This is a genomic window from Lactobacillus sp. HMSC08B12, assembly GCF_001808415.1.
Lineage (GTDB): Bacteria > Bacillota > Bacilli > Lactobacillales > Lactobacillaceae > Lactobacillus > Lactobacillus delbrueckii.
Map to the genome: position 1 here is coordinate 1 of NZ_KV793118.1, position 16,351 is coordinate 16,351.

The following is a 16,351-nucleotide window of genomic DNA, read 5'->3' on the forward strand; positions in this document are numbered from 1 at the left end:
GACATCCATCAGTAAGAAAAATTATAGAGCTTATTTTAGATTACTTGTAATCAGCCGCATATGGCAGTTCCATTGATGGATCAGCGTCTAGCCGCAGATCGGCAAAGTCGCCTTCCAGGTACTGGTTGTAAGCGGCAGCCGCGATCATGGCCGCGTTGTCCCCGCAGAGCTTAAGCGGCGGCAGGATAACCTTCGGTGCCTTTTCCAAAGCAGCGATCTCCTTGTTCATCCGCTCTCTTAAGCCCAGGTTGGCGGCAACCCCGCCCCCCATGATGAAGGTCTTGGGCTGGTACTGCCGGATGGCCCGCATGGTCTTTTCAGCCAAAACGTCCACCACGGCCGCCTGGAAGCTGGCCGCCAGGTCATACTTGTCTAATTCCTGCCCCAATTGGTCAGCATGGTGGCAGGTGTTGATAAAGGCACTCTTGAGGCCTGAGAAGGAGAAGTCGTAATTATCTTCATCGATCATAGCTCTAGGGAAGCCGAAAGTATCCTTACCCTGGTGGGCCCACTGGTCGATCGTCTTGCCGGCCGGGTAGTTGACCCCCAGGACCCGGCCAATCTTGTCGTAAGCTTCTCCGGCCGCGTCATCGCGGGTGTCGCCCACGATTTCAAAGTGGGTCGGGTCTTTCAGCAAAACAATTTCGGTGTGGCCGCCGGAAACCTGCAGGGCCAAGGCCGGATACTCAACCGGTTCAACCAGCTGGGCAGCTGAAATGTGGCCCATGATATGGTCCACCCCAATCAAAGGCAGGCCGGTCGCCATGGAGGCCGCCTTGGCCGCGTTGATCCCGATCAAAAGGGCTCCGACCAGGCCTGGCCCATGGGTTACGGCGATGGCATCCAGATCTTCCCAGCTGACCTTGGCTTCTTCCAGGGCTTCCCGGGTAATCTGGGTAATCACTTCGATATGGTGGCGGCTGGCCACTTCCGGCACAACCCCGCCAAAGCGGGCATGGCTCTTGATTTGGGTAGACACGACCAGGCTTTCGACCTCTGACCCGTTCTTGACCACGGCAGTCGAAGTCTCGTCACAGGAGCTTTCAAAAGCTAAAATGCGAATGTCTTTCTTTTCCTTCACAGTCAGTTCTTCTTTCTTAGATGGCAGATCATGTTCAAACCGTCGCTGTCCGGACGGTCATCATTATCGTAGTAGTTCTTGCGGACAAAATTGTCTTCAAAGCCAATCTGCCGGTAGAGCTCTTTGGCCTTCTTGTTTTCGACCCGCACTTCCAAGGTGACCGCTTTAAGGTCAGCCGACTTGGCCAAATCTAAAACCGTCTGAACCAGGTAGCTCCCGATCCCCTGCCCCTGCTCTTTCGGCATCACCGCCAAAAAGGTGATGTGGGCTTTAGAGAGACTGAAGCGGCAGCCGATGGCTCCGACCAAAAAATCCCTCTCAAGCAAGAGCAAGTATAAGGAATCCCGGCGACGCAATTCTTCGGCAAAGACTTCCCAGTCCCAGGGCAGGCGGCCGGCATAAACTTCCTTTTCCAGCAAAAGGAGGCGGGCAAGCTCGCCTGCCTCCGCCTTCTTTAAGCAGTATTCATGGCCGCTGATGCTGATTGCCCGGGGGGCAAACTGCACCAGGTCAACTTTAAAGAATAGTCCCATAAGTCTAAACTTCTTCTACATATGCACTGTCTGCTGCAAATTCCTGGCCGGTCTTCTTTGCCCAGTCATACTCGGCCTGAGTCCGGCGCAGATAGTTCGGCACGGCCTGGTCCGGATCAAGGACGGGAGCACTTACCGCCAAGCGGCCAATTGCACCGGCGTGCAGAAGGTTCTCTTCCCCTTCAGCCAGGCGCAGGTCCTTGTCAGCCAGCCCTGCCGCGATTTCTTCCTGGTACTTGCTGAAGTCGCTACCTGCAAAAATCACCTTCTGGTCAGGCAGGGCCCCTACTTGCTCTAAGAGCTCGCTTAAGTGGTAGTGACCGTCTGCAATCACGGCTTCCTTGCCCCGGTAAGCACCGGCAAAGAAGTTCTTGTTTCTGGCGTCTAATGCCGCCACGATCAAGGCATCTTCACCGGCAAAGTTCTGGGCCAGGGCCTGTAAAGTTGAGACCCCAACCAGCTCTTTATTCAAAATGCTGGCAAACATCTTAGCCGTGGTCAAACCGACTCTGAGGCCGGTATATGAACCAGGCCCGATCGCCACCGCGAAGCGGTCGATGTCTTTTAAAGACAGACCGTTTTCTGCCAGCAGGCTGGCAATATCCGGATCAAGGTCAACGCTGTGGTTGCGCTGGTTTTCCTCGATCTTTTCGCTGACCAAGTGGTCAGCTTCATTCAAGGCAACGCTCAAATCGCTCGTTGCCGTCGAAATGCTTAAAATCTTCATGCTCTAACTTTTATTTCCTAAAATTTTCTACTCAGCTTGACCCGGGACAGGCCTTCCAGGATAAACCAAACCACGACCATCTGAATCCATGGAGTGATCATTTCCTTGAGGATCCGGCTGGACAGGGCGACCATAAAGTTGGTCCCGTACATCATGCTGACCCAAAGGGTGTTCAAGCCGATGTTGCAGATTACCGTGACGAAGATTACGGACGCGATGACCCGCCAAATCTGGATGGGCTTCTTGTACAAGAAGAAGCCGTAGATCATCGGCCCCAAGGCAGCGGTCAAGGTGTAACCGATAAAGAAGCCGCCCAGGTTGCCAAAAATTGCGGATGAAACCAGGTCGCTCAAGGCACCGCCGGCAAAGCCCCACCAAGGCCCGAACAAGTAGCCCAGCATGACGCTGCCGATAAAGCCCAGGCCCACCTGCAGGGTGGCATCCCCGACCTTAAACTGTCCCAAAACCACCTTGATGGCGATAACCATGGCCAATAAGACCAGCTCCCGCAGCTCCAGCTTGCTGCTGACTTTTGATTCACTTTTCACAAGACTGTCCTCCTAAAAATGGCTTAACAAAAACAACTGAATCAGTCTCTATTAAAGCACATTTTTTGCCAGTTTACCTCACAAAGTGCCATAAGTTCACCTTGCCGGGTAATGGCGTGGCAGGTCTTGACAGCGCTGTCTTCCGTTTCCTGCATAACCTGGCAGGCAACCTCATCGCCGTATTTAATTTCCTTCTCAAACTTGATGGCCAGGTCTTTCGGCTCATGGCTGTTGATGAAGTCCCGGGGAAGGCTGTCGACGATCCAGTCCAGGTAGTGGGCGTTGTTGACGTGGTGGTTGGAGTCCAGGTCATAGTAGTAGGCCCGGTAGACCTTCTCGTCTTTGTAATCGTCTTTTGGCCGCAATTTCTTAAAGCGGGGCATTTTAGCCAAAAGGGGTGCTCCCAATTCCTCAGCGATTTTATCATCGCTGGGCAAAAGCTTCCGGCTCTTTAAATCAAACAAAACCCACTGGCTGTGGGCAATTACCAGGTCTTTGCCTGCTTCGTCCTCAATGCCGAAGTCCCGGTAGGACAAAAAACGGTTGTAGCCAACCGCTTCAGTCCAGACCCTAACCTTTTGCCCGGCCCGGGGAAGGCTAGTAAATTCAAACTCGTACTGAGTGACTACCCAGCCCCTGCCTCGCTCTTTCATGGCGCTAGCCCCGCCTAAAGTTGGCGCCAGCTGCCTTTCAGAGCTTTCCATCATCAGGTCGATCATTCTGGGCAATTTCAGCTGGCCGCTTTCCCCGCAGTCAGCGTATTCCAGCTGGTAATCCTTGTAGTATCTCATTTTGCCCCCTCCTGGTGGTAGCGGTCATAGAGTTCGTTTTTGGAAACGCCCTGGCTCTTGGCCACCTGCTTGATGGCATCCTTTTTAGAAACGCCTTGGGCAACTTGCTCTTTGACCAGCTTGACCAGGTCAGCCCAGTCCAGGGGCTTTTCTTCCGTGTTTGGCGACACCAAAACGACGAACTCGCCCCGGGGGTCGACTTCTTTAAAGTGCTGGATGACTTCTTCCAGGCTGCCGCGGATGAATTCTTCATGAATCTTGGTCAGTTCTCTGGCACAGACGACCTGCCGGCCGCCTGGCAAAACTTCCAACATTTGCTCTAAAGTCTTCAATAGCCGGTGGGGTGCCTCATAAAAGATCGAGGTAGCTCTTGAAGCATTGATTTCTTCTAAAAAAGGCCGCTGCTGGCTGGCCTTGCGGGGCAAAAAGCCGTAGTAGGTAAAGGGCTGTCCGTCAAAGCCGGAAGCGATCAAGGCCGTGGCAAAAGCCGACGGGCCCGGCAGGGGAACGACTGGAACATTGCTTTTGATGCATTCCTGGACCAAAATATAGCCGGGATCAGAAATCACCGGCATGCCAGCATCGCTGATCTCAGCGATTGTCGCCCCCTCCTGCATCAACTTGACCAGTTCCGGCGCCTTTTCTTTAGAGTTGAACTTGTGAAAGGCAACCATCTTGTTGTGAATGCCCAGCCGGTCCAGCATGATCCCGCTGGTTCTGGTATCTTCAGCGGCAATGTAGTCAGCCTCTTCCAGAATCCGCTTGGCCCGGATCGTAATGTCTTCCAGGTTGCCGATCGGGGTAGGCACCAAGTAGAGCTTGCCCTGCTGGTCATTCGCGTAGCTGTGTTGCGTTTGCATTATTTGTGCACCGCCTTCTTTCCAAAATTATCCAAAATATCCAGGCAAAACATGCAGTCCGCGCTGGGATCCCGGTGGGTTCCGTAGTACATGTTGCAAATATGGTAGCCAGACTGGTAGATCTGCTTGAGCACGGCCATCCCGCTCTGGCTCTTGCCTTCGTGTTCTTTAACCGTCAATTTGTCCAGCTTCTCGCGCAAAAGCTGGTTTTCAACCTTGAGCTCGGTATTTTCCTTCAAGCTCTCCAGCATCTCCTGCTGCAGGGAGTCCATGCTTTTGAGCATGCGCTCCATCTGCTGCTGCAGCTGCTGCAATTTAGTATATGGGTCCACTTTCCTTACCGCCTTTACTGCTGCCACTTTAAGGCCAAATAGTCCAAATTGTTCAAAAAGCCGACATTACTCTGCCGCATCTGGTCAACCCGCATGAGGTCCGCCAAAAAGTTGGCCGCTTCCTGGTAGTCACCCTTCTCCAGGTCCTTTTCTCCCCACTTCTTGAGCAAAATCCAGACATACTTCTCCCAGGCCTTGGTCCCCTGCTTTTGCTTTTTAACCAGGTCCGCCAGCTGGTGGGCGGACACGATAGCCAAAGAGTCATGCTCGCGGAGCTCCTGGTAAAAATATTTTACCGCCTGGTCGACTTCCTGGCTGCTTTTCACCTGGTCAACTTCTTCCTGGCTCATCCCGTTGGCCAAAAGGAGCCTGTCCTTGCTGGAAGCAGCTTGCTGGCTGAAATTGATGATCTGGGTTCTGGACTTGATTGTCGGCAGAATCTGCCCGCCGTTATTGGCAATCAAGAAGGTGACTACCGGCGCCGCTGGCTCTTCCAGCAGGTTGAGCATGGCGTTTGCAGCCGGCAGGGTCAATTTCTGGGCATGGTTGATCACGAAGTAGCGCCGGTCGCCTTCCAGAGGGCTCTTGGCTAATTCCTGCTTAAGCGGCCGGATCTGGTCAATCGCGATCGACTGCTTGTTTTCTTCCGTGTCGATCAAAAAGACGTCCGGGTGGTTGCCGGCCAGAATCCGCCGGCAGGCCGGGCAGGTCCCGTCCGGCTTCTTTTCGCCCGTACAGTTCACGTAGCAGATCAGCCAGTAGGCCGTGTTTAAGGCTTCTGCCTCATCACTTGACAAGAGCAGGTAGGCATGCGACAGCTGCCCCCGATCCTGGGCTTGCTTGAGCTGCCGGGATTCAGAAGTGCCAATTTGCTTTAAATCCAGCATTAAAAGTGCAGGAACTGGTCAACCGGCAAGACAAAGACCGTCGCGCCGCCGACCGTGATGTTGACCGGTTCAATCGGCTGCTCGAAGGAAATGCCAGGGTGAATGCCAGGGTTGATTGTTTCTTCTCTGGTTTGGGAATGCTCTTCGATCAGCTTCAAAACGCCGTCAACGTCTTCATCTTCCACCCCAAGCAAGAAGGTGGTGTTGCCTTCGCGCAAAAAGCCGCCCGTTGACGCCAGTTTAGTGGCGCCGACATTGTTGTCAACAAAAGCCGCCTGCAGGCGCTTGGCGTCTTCAGACTGGACAATGGCAATAATCAGTTTCATCTTGATCCCCCCTAAAACAATTCTGGAAATGTGCTTTTCATCAGTTTAACACTTGCGGCCACAACTTGCGGCAAATTTTGACTCGCGTCGACCACTTTTACCCGGTCCGGATGAGCCTGGTTGACCTTTTGGTAGCCCCGATAGACCTCTTCATGGAAGGCCAGCTTCTCTTGTTCCAGCCGGTCTTCGCTGCCTGACCGGACCTTGGCGATTCTGGCCAGGCCCTGGGCCGGGTCTAAATCCAAAAAGATGGTCAGGTCCGGCTCCAAGTGGCCGGTAGCGAAAGCGTTGATCTGGGCTACTTCATCAATTCCCAGTCCCCGCCCCTGGCCCTGGTAGGCCAAAGAAGAGTCGACAAAGCGGTCGGAGATGACCAGGTCCCCCCGCTTTAAAGCCGGATTGATGATCTCGCTGACATGCTGGGACCGGCTGGCCGCGTAGAGCAGGGCCTCGGTCTTGGCATTCATTTCCGTATTGGCCGGGTCCAGGATGATGTCGCGGATTTTTTCCGCGATTTTTGACCCGCCTGGCTCCCGCGTTACTAAAATTTCCCGCTTGCACTGGCCCTGGATGGCCTTGACGACTTCATTGATCACTGTCGTTTTGCCGGCGCCGTCGGGACCTTCAAAAGTGATAAAGTAACCTTGCATTTGAACTTGCCTCCTATCTATCTATTTTACAGAACTAAGGCTAGTATTTACAGACTTATCTTCCCACTAAATCTAGTAGGTAAAAATCGTAAAAAAATAATCCCCCGAAACCGGGAGATTATCAGTTTTTTATTGGGAAATGGCGTTGGTCACGCCGGTGTAAGAAGCATGGCGGTAGCGGGCCTCATCGTACAAAAAGGCATACTCAGCTCTTAAAATCTTGTCCGCCACGATATTGTCATCGGACATGTCCAGGGTCATGTTGTCTAAACCATTGCTAAGGCTGATTTCCTGCTGCAGCTTTTCTACCAAAGCCATCAGCTTCTCATCTTCTGCTTGCTTGATTTTGTCGCTGTGCTTACTCATGCTATAGCTCCGTTCTACCTTGAACTGCCCGCTTCAAAGTGATCAAGTTGGCATACTCAATGTCTGAGCCGACCGCCAGGCCCGCGGCCAGCCGGGTAACCTTGAGGCCGGCCGGCTTGATCAAGCGGGAAATGTACATGGCCGTTGACTCCCCTTCCGGGGTGGAATTAAGGGCCAGGATGACTTCTTTGGCAGCATCATTTTTCTGCAGGCGGACGATCAAGGACTTGATGTTGATCTGCTCCGGCCCGATCCCATCCATCGGGGACAAGACCCCGTGCAGGACATGGTAGAGGCCGTCATATTCGCCCATATTTTCAAAGGCCATCACGTCCTTGGCTTCCTCAACCACCATGATGGTTGACCGGTCCCGGGTTGGATTGCTGCAGATGGCGCAAGGGTCTTGTTCGGTGATGTTGCCACAGACCGAGCACTGGCGCAGCTTTTCCTTAACGTCGACCAGAGCCTGGGCGAATTCGTCCACGTCTTCTTTAGGCATGTCCATGGCGTAAAAGGCCAGGCGGGTCGCCGTCTTTTCACCGATGCCCGGCAGTTTCATGAAGGAATCAATCAAGCGGGCGATTGGCAATGGGTATTGCAAATTACATCAGGCCTTTCGTGTACTTGCCCAGGCTCTGCTGGGTTGCCTGGTCGATCTGCTTCAAGCCCTTGTTAACAGCGTCGATAACCAGGTCTTCCAGCATGTCCGGATCATCCGGATCAATGGCTTCCGGCTTGATGAACAAGCTCTTTAAAGTCCGGTCGCCGGTAAAAGTAGCCACTACCATGTCGTCAGCCGCCTTGCCGGTGAATTCCTGGGTCGTGATGTTTTCCTGTTCCTGGGCCATTTGTTCCTGCAGCTTCTTGGCTTGCTTCATCATCTGCTGCATGTTCATGCCGCCCATTCCTGGGAAAGCTGGTCTCTTGCTCATGAAAAAATCTCCTTTTACTACTTCGTTTTTATCTGCTTAATTTTAACGCGAAAAAAGTTTTTTGGCGAATATTAGTCCTTAACCTGGGCCAAAGGGCCGAAAAGCTCTTCTGCCTTGGCCACGATCGCGTCATCTGCCGCTTCTTCCGGCGGCGCCTGGTCCGGCAAAGGCGGCTCAGGAGCTGCTTCTTCTGCCGGCTGGGCTTCTTCTGGCTGGGCCTTGGCCCGGAGCTGACTGGCATGTTCTTTAATGAATTCCTGGCGGATCTTTGGCCAGGCCTTTTCGTCAACGATGGCGATGGTCCAGCTCTCCTTGGTCAATTGATCCAGGTCAGCTTTGAGAGTTGCTAAAAATTCCTGAGGATTTGTGGCCAGCTGCCAGGCCCGGGACTGGCTGGACAAAAGAACCGCCCGGTCGCTGGCCGCGATCGGCTGCAGGAAGCCTAAGACCGTCTTGCCCGGCTCTTCCAGCATGCTTGGCAAGTCCCGGTCCCAAAGGTTGCGGGCCTCAGCTAGGCCGGGCTTGGTGGCCTGGCTTAAGACCGCGTAGATCTCTTCCTGGCTGCTGGTGATTTCAGCCTGCAGGCTTTCGGCTTGCTGCTGCTTTTCCGCCGCCTGCTGGGCCACTTCGGTTGCCCCGCCCTTTTGCGTGTACAGCTGCTGGTTGAGCTGGAAGACATGGCGGGGGCTGAAGGCCTGGCTTGGCCGCTGACTCAGCTGCTGAACCTGCTGGGTCAGCTGGTGGACTTGTTCTTTCAAGGCCTTGATCTGCCGCTCTATGGCCGGGTTGCTGGCCGCGGAAGCAACTTGCGGGCCTGCCTGGCTGTTTTGCCGCTTCTGGCTGGCCTGGACTAAAAAGACTTCCAAGGGAATCTGCTGCTGGTTGGTAAAGCGGAGACTGCCCAAGGCGTCATTAGCCTGGTCAATGATCTGGCTGAAGCGGTCCGGGCTTTGCTGGGCAATTTCCTGGGCAAAGTCATCCGTCAGGAATTCCCCCTGCCCTGTTTTGGTAAAAAGCATGGCCTGGACGGTCAAGCTGATAATTTCATTTAAGATGTTTTGGGCGCTGGCCCCGTCCTGGATGGCAGACTTAGCTAAGTCCAGGGCCGTCTGGCTGTCCCCGTTTAAGAGGGCCAAAAGGAGCTTTTCCACTTGCTCCTGGGCGGCGAAGCCGGTGACTTCCAGGGCGTCCTCGTAGCGGACACTGCTTTTTTCAAAAGAAAGGAGCTGGTCCAAAATGCTCAAGGCATCCCGCATCCCCCCGTCAGCGACTTGGGCGATGACCTTTAAGGCCTTGTCCTCATATTCGACCCCTTCCTGGCCCAGGATGTATTCCATCCGCTGGACCATGGCCTCATTTGAGAAGCGCTTGAAGTTGTAGCGCTGGGTTCTGGAAATGATGGTGGCCGGCACCTTCTGCAGTTCAGTCGTTGCCAAAATAAAGACGACGCTGGCCGGCGGTTCTTCCAAAGTCTTCAAAAGGGCATTGAAGGCTGAAATCGACAGCATGTGGACTTCGTCGATGATGTAAACCTTGTACTTGCCTTCAGTTGGGGCGTAGTGAACCTTGTCTAAAAGGTCGCGGATTTCGTCAACGCTGTTGTTTGAGGCCGCGTCCATTTCAATGATGTCCGGCATTGCCCCCTGGTCGGCGGCCAGGCAGTTGCTGCACTCGTTGCAAGGTTCGCCCTCTTGCAGGTTTAAACAGTTCAAGGCCTTGGCAAAAATCTTGGCGCATGAGGTCTTCCCCGTCCCCCGCGGGCCGGCAAAAAGAAAGGCATGCGAGACCTTGCCCCGGATAAGTGAATTCTTGAGGGTATCGGTAATAGCTTCCTGCCCGACCACATCATCAAAGGTGCGCGGGCGCCATTTGCGATACAAAGCTTGATAAGCCATACATTCTCCCCGTAATGAAAAAGCTCCTAGCCCCGAAGAGCTAAGAGCTTGTTAATTGCTAAATAAAGGGCACATGCCCAAGCGACCTTAGTGCTGCTACCTTCCGGTCCTGACACGCTTCGGAGGTCGAACATTGCCCAATAAATATTGTAACCTAAACTAATCCTTTTGGCAATTTCCCTGGGCTTTTTTTTGCTAATTTTTGCTTGCGGCGGATTTCCCGGAAGAAATCTTTCAAAAGCTGGGCCCCTTGCTCCTTGTAAAGACCCCGGATGACCTTGGGATGGTGGTTGAATTTTTCCACGCTGAAGAGGTCGACCACGCTGCCGGCGGCGCCAGCTTTGGGGTCCATGGCCGCGAAGTAGACTTCCTTGATCCGGGAGTTGATAATGGCTCCGGCACACATGGCGCAAGGCTCCAGGGTGACAAACAGGCTGCAGTCGATCAGGCGCCAGGAGTCTAGCTTTTGGCAGGCTTCTTTAATAGCCAGAATTTCGGCATGGGCTGTCCCGTCTTCATCCAGCTCCCGCCGGTTGTAGCCCCGGCCGATAATCTGCCCGTCTAGCCCCACGACAACGGCCCCGATGGGAACCTCGTCTTGCCGGCGGGCCTTTTCTGCTTCTGCAAAGGCGGCCTCCATGTAGGTCTTTTTTTCTTCGCTTGAATACATTTATTTCTTCACGCTCTTTAAAATGTAGTAGCCCTTGTCCCGGGTCAAGATTTCGCAGTTGCCCAGGCTGGCTGCCATCAGCTTCTTCGCGCTCGGCGCCCCCTGCTTTTTCTGGATGACGACCAGCAAAATCCCGCCGTCAGTTAAGTGGTCCTTAGCTTCTGACAAAATGCTGGACCAGATGGCTTTGCCGGCCCGGATCGGCGGATTGGTCACGATCATGGCATATTGGCCGGAAACTTCTTGATAGCGGTCTGAGGCAAAAATATTAACGTTGTCTGCCCCGTTGGCCGCCGCGTTTCTTCTAGCCAGGTCCATGGCCCGTTCATTAACGTCAACCATGTCGACCTGGCGGCCGGGCCACTTTTTAGCGGCGAAAAGACCGATCGGGCCATAGCCGCAGCCGACATCCAGAATATTGCCGCCTGGCAGCTCCTGGTCCAGCATCTGCTCAATCAAAACCCCGCTGCCGTAGTCGACCCGGTTTTTGGAAAAAACGCCGGCGTCCGTGGTCAGGTTTAAGTTAATGCCATTAAGGTGGTAGTTGACATGGTGCTCATCATGGTCAACCGTGGGATTTTCAGTAAAGTATTGTTCAGCCATCTTATGCCTCGCTGATCTTTACGGCGTCAGTACCGTCGATTTCGCTGACCTGGACCTGGACGTCCTCGCTGGCCGCGGTTGGGATGTTCTTACCGATAAAGTCCGGCCGGATCGGCAGTTCCCGGTGGCCCCGGTCGATCAAGACCGCCAGAGCGATCTTGTCTGGCCGGCCCTGGTCCATGATGGCGTCAAGAGCTGCCCGGATGGTCCGGCCAGTGTAAAGGACGTCGTCAACCAGGATGACCGTCTTGCCAGTCAAGTCAAAGGAAGTGTCAAAGCTGGCAATGGCCTTGGCCTTTTCCTCCTGGCTGAGGTCGTCCCGGTAGGCGGAGATGTCTAAAGACAAGACTGGCAGCTGGCTGTCTTCAATCTTGGCCAGGCGATCACCGATTCTCTGGGCCAGGTACCAGCCCCGGGTCTTGATCCCGATTAAGACCAGGTTTTCCGTCCCCTGGTTTCTTTCCACGATTTCGTAGCTCATTCTGGTCAGAGCCCGGCGGATCCCCGCTTCATCCATGATTTGTTTGCTCATTTTTCTTCTCTCCGTATGGTAGTTTTTTTCTATTCTATTGTTCTTTTCTGTTTCTATTTTTTATTCTGGTAAAAAAGCATCGCTAACCATTTTATAAGACTGGCCCGGATGTAGTCAAATTCCGCCAGTTCTTTTCATAAGCGCTGGCCACCAGGTCCAGGTACTTGTCATAGTCAAGAGAATGCAAAATTGCTTCCTGCTCTTCAGCTTGAAGTAAGTTGACGGCCCGGTTTTCCACGTGCATGGACCAGTCAGGTGACAGATTAGGAATTTTCTGGACCGTAGCCTCCCGCCCTTTTGCCAAGTTGCCCAGGCCGTTAGCCTTAAGGACGGACAGGGCTTCTTGGTCATGCTGGATCACGGCCTCCCCGCTTTTCTTGCGCTTGTTCAGCATGGCCGGGGTCAGCTTTTTAGCCGCGGCGGAATAAAGGTGGACCGTCTTCAGCAGGCCGTCTTGATAGATAAAGACCCGGTTGTAGCGCTGCAAGATTAAGAGCTGGCCGGCATCCCCCCGGCCGAAAATGCAGTTAGCCCGCTCCTTGCTGTGGTTGGCTGAGAGGACGTTTTGGAACATTCTGAGCCGGTGGGCCGGGTCTGGGAAGGCTTCCTCAGCTTCCGCCAGAATCTGCCGGCCCAGATCCCGGTCAAAAGGCGCTGCCAGGTCTGTTCTTTTTTCCAGCAGGTAGCGGCTGAGTGCCCAATCGATGATGGCCGGGTGGGCCAGGGACTTGGTCGGGCTGGTGTCCTTCCGGCAGGCCAGGCTGCCTGAGGCAGACAGGATCTTGGTCAAGTCCGGGCTGGCTTCCAGGCGGTTGTTGGAGTCTTTAGAAACCAGGTAGAGTTCTTCTGGCACGATCTCCACCCCGATTTCAGCGGCTTCTTTAGCCAGAATCTTCCGGTTTAAGTCCGCGTCCAAAACTGAGTAAAGGCCATCAGTATTGGTTGACACAATCCGGGCTCCGGCATAGGTCTGGGCCTGGCCGATCATATAAGTGAAGAGCTGGCCGATGATCCGCATGGACCGGATCCGGTTGTTCATTCTAATAGAGGACGGCACTTGCCCCTCTCTTGGGTCAGCGGCCCCGGTAGCTGAGTTTAAAATCAGCTTGGTCCCTTCTCTTTCAATGTTGAACATCCGCCGCTCTTCGTCGCTGTATTGGGGATCAGTCCGCTTTTTGTCCAATTCCTGCTTTCTTTCAAAGATCGCCGTATACCGGTCTTCACCTAAGCGGTCATTGTAAAAAGCATTCAAGCGCCGGAGCATGTTTGGATAGTAGGAAGTAAAGTCCTCGTGGTTGGTCAGGTCGCTTGAAGTAAAGGCATAGCGGTCATCCAGTCGGACCCGGCTCCCCTGCTTTTTGAAAACGGTTGGTTCATCTTGACTGAAGTCCCGCCAAAACTGCCCCCGGTCGGCTGGATCCGTCTGCTCCATCAGCTTGATCGTTGCTTTGGCAGTCAGAAAAGTCTGGTACTTTTCCACCCGGCCGTCTGGCAGGGTAACTTCCCTGGCCTTACGCAAGTCCAAAGGGTCTGGGTAAAGCTTTTGCACATAAGCCAGGTCAGCCTGCTTTTTCTCCCAAAGGGCATGGTCTTTTAAATAAAGGTCACGGTTATATTCTGACCCATGCAGGCCGCCGACGGAAAAAGTAATGTAGCAAGTCGATGGCTGGCCGTCCTTTTGGTAGTAGAAAAGGTTGGTATCTTCGTTTTCGACATCACTTAAGTCGCTGACCGGCAGGGCCTGGTCGCCGTAATCTTCCCGGTATTCTTTTGAAGGATTGAAGTTCTTGCCGGCAAACTGCTTGTAGTAGTCATAAACCCGGTCGAACTTCTTGCGTAAGTTTTCGTCCTCAAAGAGCTTGTAGAAAAAGTCCCGGCTTTCTTCCAGGATGTCTCTCTGCTTTTCGCCCGTTTTTTCCGCCACGCTGGCCGCCGGGTACAAGAAGGAAACAGCCCGGTCGTCTTTTAAGCGGCCGTATGGGCAGATGGTCCGGCGGGCAAAATTAGCAGAAGAAGAATCAATGGTCAAGCGGTCTTTTCTGACAAAGGCCGGGCCGATTTTCGCCTGGTAGCTGTCCCCGTCTTCTTGGTAGATCAAGTCCGGGTACTGGCCCAAGAGGCCCTTTTTCAAAATAAACTGGCCCTGGTAGTAAGGATGGCAGAAAAGCTCCTTTAAATTGACCACGTCAGAAACGTTGTAGGCAATGAGATCTGCCAGTTCTTCAGGACTGGTCAAATAGTCCTGGCCAGGCTTTAATTTGTCACTTTCCAGAATCTGCCAGCCCAGCATCCCCAAAAGGCGCTTGAGGCCAACCCGTCTTTGCCGCTCATTGAGCTGGGCCACGTCGATATGGCGGCCGGACATCTGGAAGTTTTTGGCAACTAAACCCATGGTCTTGTCCTGCCAAAGGCGCAGGCGCATGTTGCCGATATAGCGGCTGAAGAGCTCATCGTTAAAGTCCCGCATCTCCCTGGCCGTCACGACTGAAAAGCGGTCCCGCTTGCCGCTTTCGCCAGGCTGCCAGGCTCTAGTAAAGTAGTAGGCCAGCATGGTCAAGTCGTAGTTACTGGAATTGTAGCCCATCAGGTAGGGCGCTTCTTCTTCCTGGTAGCCTTGGTCAGTGTCGCAGACCGGGCGGAACTGTCCAGGGAAAGAGGACGGGGCTTGGGGATCATTGACGTATTGGGCATCTGAAACCCCAAAGGTCTGGGCCAGACGGGCGGAAGCTGCACTTGAGCAGAGATTGTAGTAGTAGATCTCCCCTTTAAAGTTCTGGTTCTTCTCCCGGATCCGCCGGGCAGCAGCCTTCTTAAAGTCCAGGCTGTCTTTGTCATTTAAGGCCGGATCATCAACCAGATAATAGATGTCAACCCGCTGGTCGTCTGGCCGGTAACAGGACAAGGTAAAGGCGTTGGTCAAAGATTCGATATCGTAGAAATAAGAATTGAGTCGGCTCATTTTTTCCTCCAGTCGTTTACTTACATTTTAGCAAAAAGCAAGAAAAAAGCGGGCCATCAGGTCCGCTCCCTTGTCCTGCCGTGCAGCTGCTCATAGCGCTCCAGCGACATTGAGGTTACATGATAATTCTTGCAATAAGGACACCGGTAAGCCCGAATCGGCATCTGCCGCCAGTGCTCATGGTTGATTTCACGCAGGTGAACGGTCACCTCTTCCTGGTAAAGAAACAAGTCGGCATCAAACTTCGTCTTAAAGGCCCGCTTGCCGCTGGGACAAGCCAGCAGACGGCTGCGGCGGGCGCGCCGGTAAGCCTTACTGGCTTTACTCTTCGTCATTGCCATGCCCCCTTACTTTCTTCAGAAGTAAAACAGCAGATCACTGATTCCTTATGTCAATATTCACTTTCTAGCTTGATGTTATCACCATTCGCCTGCCTGCTCAATTAATAGCCACTTTTTACCAAGATTTTAGTAAGCGCTCTATTGTTTTTTAATTAAATAAGGACGATAATAAACTTTCGACGGCTCTGTCTACAAGAACGGCCTGCAAAACGCAAGCATTAATATCAGCGGTGATCCGTCATACTGCAATATCACTTTCGGTGACCTGCCAAGTTCAGCCTATGAGACGGTTACTGAAACTTCAGAAACAGCAAAGAAAGTCGTCAAGCGGACCGCGGCTGTTTACAACAGAAACGGCAATAAGACCATTAGCACATACGGCAGCTTAACCCGGGGCAGCGTCAAGTACTACAAGATTTCCAAGACCGCTAACAAGTATGTTCAGTCTGCCGATGTCGACGGCCGCTACATCACTTTGAAAAATACCGCTGCCGTCTACACCCAGAGCCTGGAAAAAACCGGGACCAGCTATAAGAAGGGCAAGAAGGTCTACGCCTATGCTTACGCCATTTGGGACGGGGAAAAGTACTACAAGCTGGGCACTGACCAGTATGACGGCCGCTACATCACGGTCATGCACAGTTCAGCCGTTTACAGCAAGAACTTGAAGAAGACCACTTCTTCTGTGGCTGAAGGCAAGAAGATCCTGACTTTTGGCCGGACAACGATAAAGAATAAGAAGTACTACCAAACTGGCTACAACTCCTTCATCTCTGCTTCCAACGTTGACGGGACGACCCGGACCTTGAAGAAGAATGCCTATGTCTACAAGAAATCCAAGGGCAAGGCAGTCCGCTACAAGAATTCCGTCTTGAAGCAAAACAGCCAGCAGCAGACTTACGGCAGCGCCGTATCGATTAAGGGCAAGAAGTACTACATCATCGGTGTTGGCAAGTACGTGGCCAAGTCTGACTTCAAGTAAAAGGCAAACAAGTTGATCGCAGTAAGAAATGCATGCCCTTTGAGGATCTGCATTTTATTTTTTCTTTAGCTTTTCCACAGTCTTTTTTAGCAAGCAGTTCATCAAATAGCCACGCTTACCGGTTATCCTTACAGTACAAGTTCAGAAGAACTTGCGACTAAGCAAAGGAGTCAAAAACTATGCTGAAACTGTTTACCCAATTACTCATGATTTCATTGCCACTGTTTGCCTTTAACCGCTACAGACGGTCCCGCCGCCAACTGGCAGTAGTTCCTGCCCACCAGCGGCACAATTAAGAATTCGTGACTTCCGAATTCAAAAACATATCCAATGCTA

The 16,351-nt window shown here is 53.0% G+C and carries 20 protein-coding genes and 1 other RNA gene; 1 reads left to right on the forward strand and 20 read right to left on the reverse strand.

Annotated elements, in window-relative coordinates:
• Nucleotides 1-40: 40 nt before the first annotated feature.
• From tsaD to HMPREF3168_RS02160, 20 genes are all read right to left on the reverse strand, one after another.
• Nucleotides 41-1,081: a tRNA (adenosine(37)-N6)-threonylcarbamoyltransferase complex transferase subunit TsaD gene (tsaD, locus tag HMPREF3168_RS02065; RefSeq protein WP_016396745.1), complete on the reverse strand. Its 1,041-nt coding sequence runs from the start codon at nt 1,079-1,081 to the stop codon at nt 41-43.
• Nucleotides 1,082-1,083: 2 nt separating this feature from the next.
• Nucleotides 1,084-1,614 (reverse strand): ribosomal protein S18-alanine N-acetyltransferase, encoded by a 531-nt coding sequence (gene rimI / locus HMPREF3168_RS02070; protein ID WP_070488262.1) that lies wholly within the window; start codon nt 1,612-1,614, stop codon nt 1,084-1,086.
• Between the two features lie 4 nt (nt 1,615-1,618).
• Nucleotides 1,619-2,341, reverse strand: a complete 723-nt coding sequence (tsaB, locus tag HMPREF3168_RS02075) for a tRNA (adenosine(37)-N6)-threonylcarbamoyltransferase complex dimerization subunit type 1 TsaB (RefSeq protein WP_002876548.1) — start codon at nt 2,339-2,341, stop codon at nt 1,619-1,621.
• A 17-nt stretch (nt 2,342-2,358) separates the two neighbouring features.
• Nucleotides 2,359-2,889, reverse strand: a complete 531-nt coding sequence (locus HMPREF3168_RS02080) for a folate family ECF transporter S component (RefSeq protein ID WP_003615746.1) — start codon at nt 2,887-2,889, stop codon at nt 2,359-2,361.
• A 41-nt stretch (nt 2,890-2,930) separates the two neighbouring features.
• A complete protein-coding gene (locus HMPREF3168_RS02085; RefSeq protein ID WP_003615748.1) occupies nt 2,931-3,680 on the reverse strand; it encodes an acyl-[acyl-carrier-protein] thioesterase in 750 nt (249 codons plus the stop codon).
• Entirely contained in the window at nt 3,677-4,540 is an 864-nt protein-coding gene (rsmI, locus tag HMPREF3168_RS02090; protein ID WP_035162528.1) for a 16S rRNA (cytidine(1402)-2'-O)-methyltransferase, read from the reverse strand. Before rsmI ends, HMPREF3168_RS02085 begins: the two co-directional genes overlap by 4 nt.
• Entirely contained in the window at nt 4,540-4,872 is a 333-nt protein-coding gene (yabA, locus tag HMPREF3168_RS02095; RefSeq protein ID WP_016396749.1) for a DNA replication initiation control protein YabA, read from the reverse strand. Before yabA ends, rsmI begins: the two co-directional genes overlap by 1 nt.
• 14 nt (nt 4,873-4,886) lie before the next feature.
• Complete coding sequence (locus tag HMPREF3168_RS02100) at nt 4,887-5,759, reverse strand: DNA polymerase III subunit delta (protein ID WP_070488264.1); 873 nt, start codon at nt 5,757-5,759, stop codon at nt 4,887-4,889.
• Entirely contained in the window at nt 5,759-6,085 is a 327-nt protein-coding gene (locus tag HMPREF3168_RS02105) for a cyclic-di-AMP receptor (RefSeq protein ID WP_003611047.1), read from the reverse strand. The genes HMPREF3168_RS02100 and HMPREF3168_RS02105 overlap by 1 nt, the downstream gene beginning before the upstream one ends.
• An 11-nt stretch (nt 6,086-6,096) precedes the next feature.
• Complete coding sequence (gene tmk / locus HMPREF3168_RS02110) at nt 6,097-6,735, reverse strand: dTMP kinase (protein ID WP_070488267.1); 639 nt, start codon at nt 6,733-6,735, stop codon at nt 6,097-6,099.
• 129 nt (nt 6,736-6,864) lie between these two features.
• A complete protein-coding gene (locus HMPREF3168_RS02115; RefSeq protein ID WP_002876539.1) occupies nt 6,865-7,101 on the reverse strand; it encodes a YaaL family protein in 237 nt (78 codons plus the stop codon).
• A gap of 1 nt (nt 7,102) precedes the next feature.
• Nucleotides 7,103-7,702, reverse strand: a complete 600-nt coding sequence (recR, locus tag HMPREF3168_RS02120; RefSeq protein ID WP_003611029.1) for a recombination mediator RecR — start codon at nt 7,700-7,702, stop codon at nt 7,103-7,105.
• 1 nt (nt 7,703) lies between these two features.
• On the reverse strand, nt 7,704-8,033 hold the full coding sequence (locus HMPREF3168_RS02125; protein ID WP_002876537.1) for a YbaB/EbfC family nucleoid-associated protein: 330 nt from the start codon (nt 8,031-8,033) through the stop codon (nt 7,704-7,706).
• A 71-nt stretch (nt 8,034-8,104) separates the two neighbouring features.
• The gene (gene dnaX, locus HMPREF3168_RS02130; RefSeq protein ID WP_070488269.1) at nt 8,105-9,928 is read right to left on the reverse strand and encodes a DNA polymerase III subunit gamma/tau; all 1,824 of its coding nucleotides are present in this window, start codon (nt 9,926-9,928) and stop codon (nt 8,105-8,107) included.
• A gap of 53 nt (nt 9,929-9,981) precedes the next feature.
• Nucleotides 9,982-10,078, reverse strand: an RNA gene (gene ffs, locus HMPREF3168_RS02135) — signal recognition particle sRNA small type.
• Between the two features lie 4 nt (nt 10,079-10,082).
• Nucleotides 10,083-10,598, reverse strand: coding sequence for a tRNA adenosine(34) deaminase TadA (gene tadA, locus HMPREF3168_RS02140; RefSeq protein ID WP_070488271.1), 516 nt, complete (start codon nt 10,596-10,598; stop codon nt 10,083-10,085).
• Nucleotides 10,599-11,201: a class I SAM-dependent methyltransferase gene (locus HMPREF3168_RS02145; RefSeq protein ID WP_003611056.1), complete on the reverse strand. Its 603-nt coding sequence runs from the start codon at nt 11,199-11,201 to the stop codon at nt 10,599-10,601. It abuts the gene before it with no gap.
• Between the two features lies 1 nt (nt 11,202).
• Nucleotides 11,203-11,733: a bifunctional pyr operon transcriptional regulator/uracil phosphoribosyltransferase PyrR gene (pyrR, locus tag HMPREF3168_RS02150; protein ID WP_002876533.1), complete on the reverse strand. Its 531-nt coding sequence runs from the start codon at nt 11,731-11,733 to the stop codon at nt 11,203-11,205.
• Between the two features lie 91 nt (nt 11,734-11,824).
• Nucleotides 11,825-14,692 (reverse strand): hypothetical protein, encoded by a 2,868-nt coding sequence (locus HMPREF3168_RS02155; RefSeq protein WP_070488273.1) that lies wholly within the window; start codon nt 14,690-14,692, stop codon nt 11,825-11,827.
• Between the two features lie 56 nt (nt 14,693-14,748).
• Nucleotides 14,749-15,027: a hypothetical protein gene (locus HMPREF3168_RS02160; RefSeq protein WP_003611058.1), complete on the reverse strand. Its 279-nt coding sequence runs from the start codon at nt 15,025-15,027 to the stop codon at nt 14,749-14,751.
• A gap of 481 nt (nt 15,028-15,508) precedes the next feature.
• On the opposite strand from HMPREF3168_RS02160, the gene HMPREF3168_RS02165 reads away from it, so the two are divergent.
• Nucleotides 15,509-16,015: an SLAP domain-containing protein gene (locus HMPREF3168_RS02165; RefSeq protein ID WP_236160169.1), complete on the forward strand. Its 507-nt coding sequence runs from the start codon at nt 15,509-15,511 to the stop codon at nt 16,013-16,015.
• The last annotated feature ends 336 nt before the right edge of the window (nt 16,016-16,351 follow it).

Coding starts and splice junctions, on each gene's coding strand:
- rimI (WP_070488262.1), bottom strand. CDS start 1,614: ATGGGACTATTCTTTAAAGTTGACCTGGTGCAGTTTGCCCCCCGGGCA.
- tsaB (WP_002876548.1), bottom strand. CDS start 2,341: ATGAAGATTTTAAGCATTTCGACGGCAACGAGCGATTTGAGCGTTGCC.
- HMPREF3168_RS02085 (WP_003615748.1), bottom strand. CDS start 3,680: ATGAGATACTACAAGGATTACCAGCTGGAATACGCTGACTGCGGGGAA.
- rsmI (WP_035162528.1), bottom strand. CDS start 4,540: ATGCAAACGCAACACAGCTACGCGAATGACCAGCAGGGCAAGCTCTAC.
- HMPREF3168_RS02100 (WP_070488264.1), bottom strand. CDS start 5,759: ATGCTGGATTTAAAGCAAATTGGCACTTCTGAATCCCGGCAGCTCAAG.
- HMPREF3168_RS02105 (WP_003611047.1), bottom strand. CDS start 6,085: ATGAAACTGATTATTGCCATTGTCCAGTCTGAAGACGCCAAGCGCCTG.
- tmk (WP_070488267.1), bottom strand. CDS start 6,735: ATGCAAGGTTACTTTATCACTTTTGAAGGTCCCGACGGCGCCGGCAAA.
- HMPREF3168_RS02115 (WP_002876539.1), bottom strand. CDS start 7,101: ATGAGTAAGCACAGCGACAAAATCAAGCAAGCAGAAGATGAGAAGCTG.
- HMPREF3168_RS02125 (WP_002876537.1), bottom strand. CDS start 8,033: ATGAGCAAGAGACCAGCTTTCCCAGGAATGGGCGGCATGAACATGCAG.
- dnaX (WP_070488269.1), bottom strand. CDS start 9,928: ATGGCTTATCAAGCTTTGTATCGCAAATGGCGCCCGCGCACCTTTGAT.
- tadA (WP_070488271.1), bottom strand. CDS start 10,598: ATGTATTCAAGCGAAGAAAAAAAGACCTACATGGAGGCCGCCTTTGCA.
- HMPREF3168_RS02145 (WP_003611056.1), bottom strand. CDS start 11,201: ATGGCTGAACAATACTTTACTGAAAATCCCACGGTTGACCATGATGAG.
- pyrR (WP_002876533.1), bottom strand. CDS start 11,733: ATGAGCAAACAAATCATGGATGAAGCGGGGATCCGCCGGGCTCTGACC.
- HMPREF3168_RS02155 (WP_070488273.1), bottom strand. CDS start 14,692: ATGAGCCGACTCAATTCTTATTTCTACGATATCGAATCTTTGACCAAC.
- HMPREF3168_RS02160 (WP_003611058.1), bottom strand. CDS start 15,027: ATGACGAAGAGTAAAGCCAGTAAGGCTTACCGGCGCGCCCGCCGCAGC.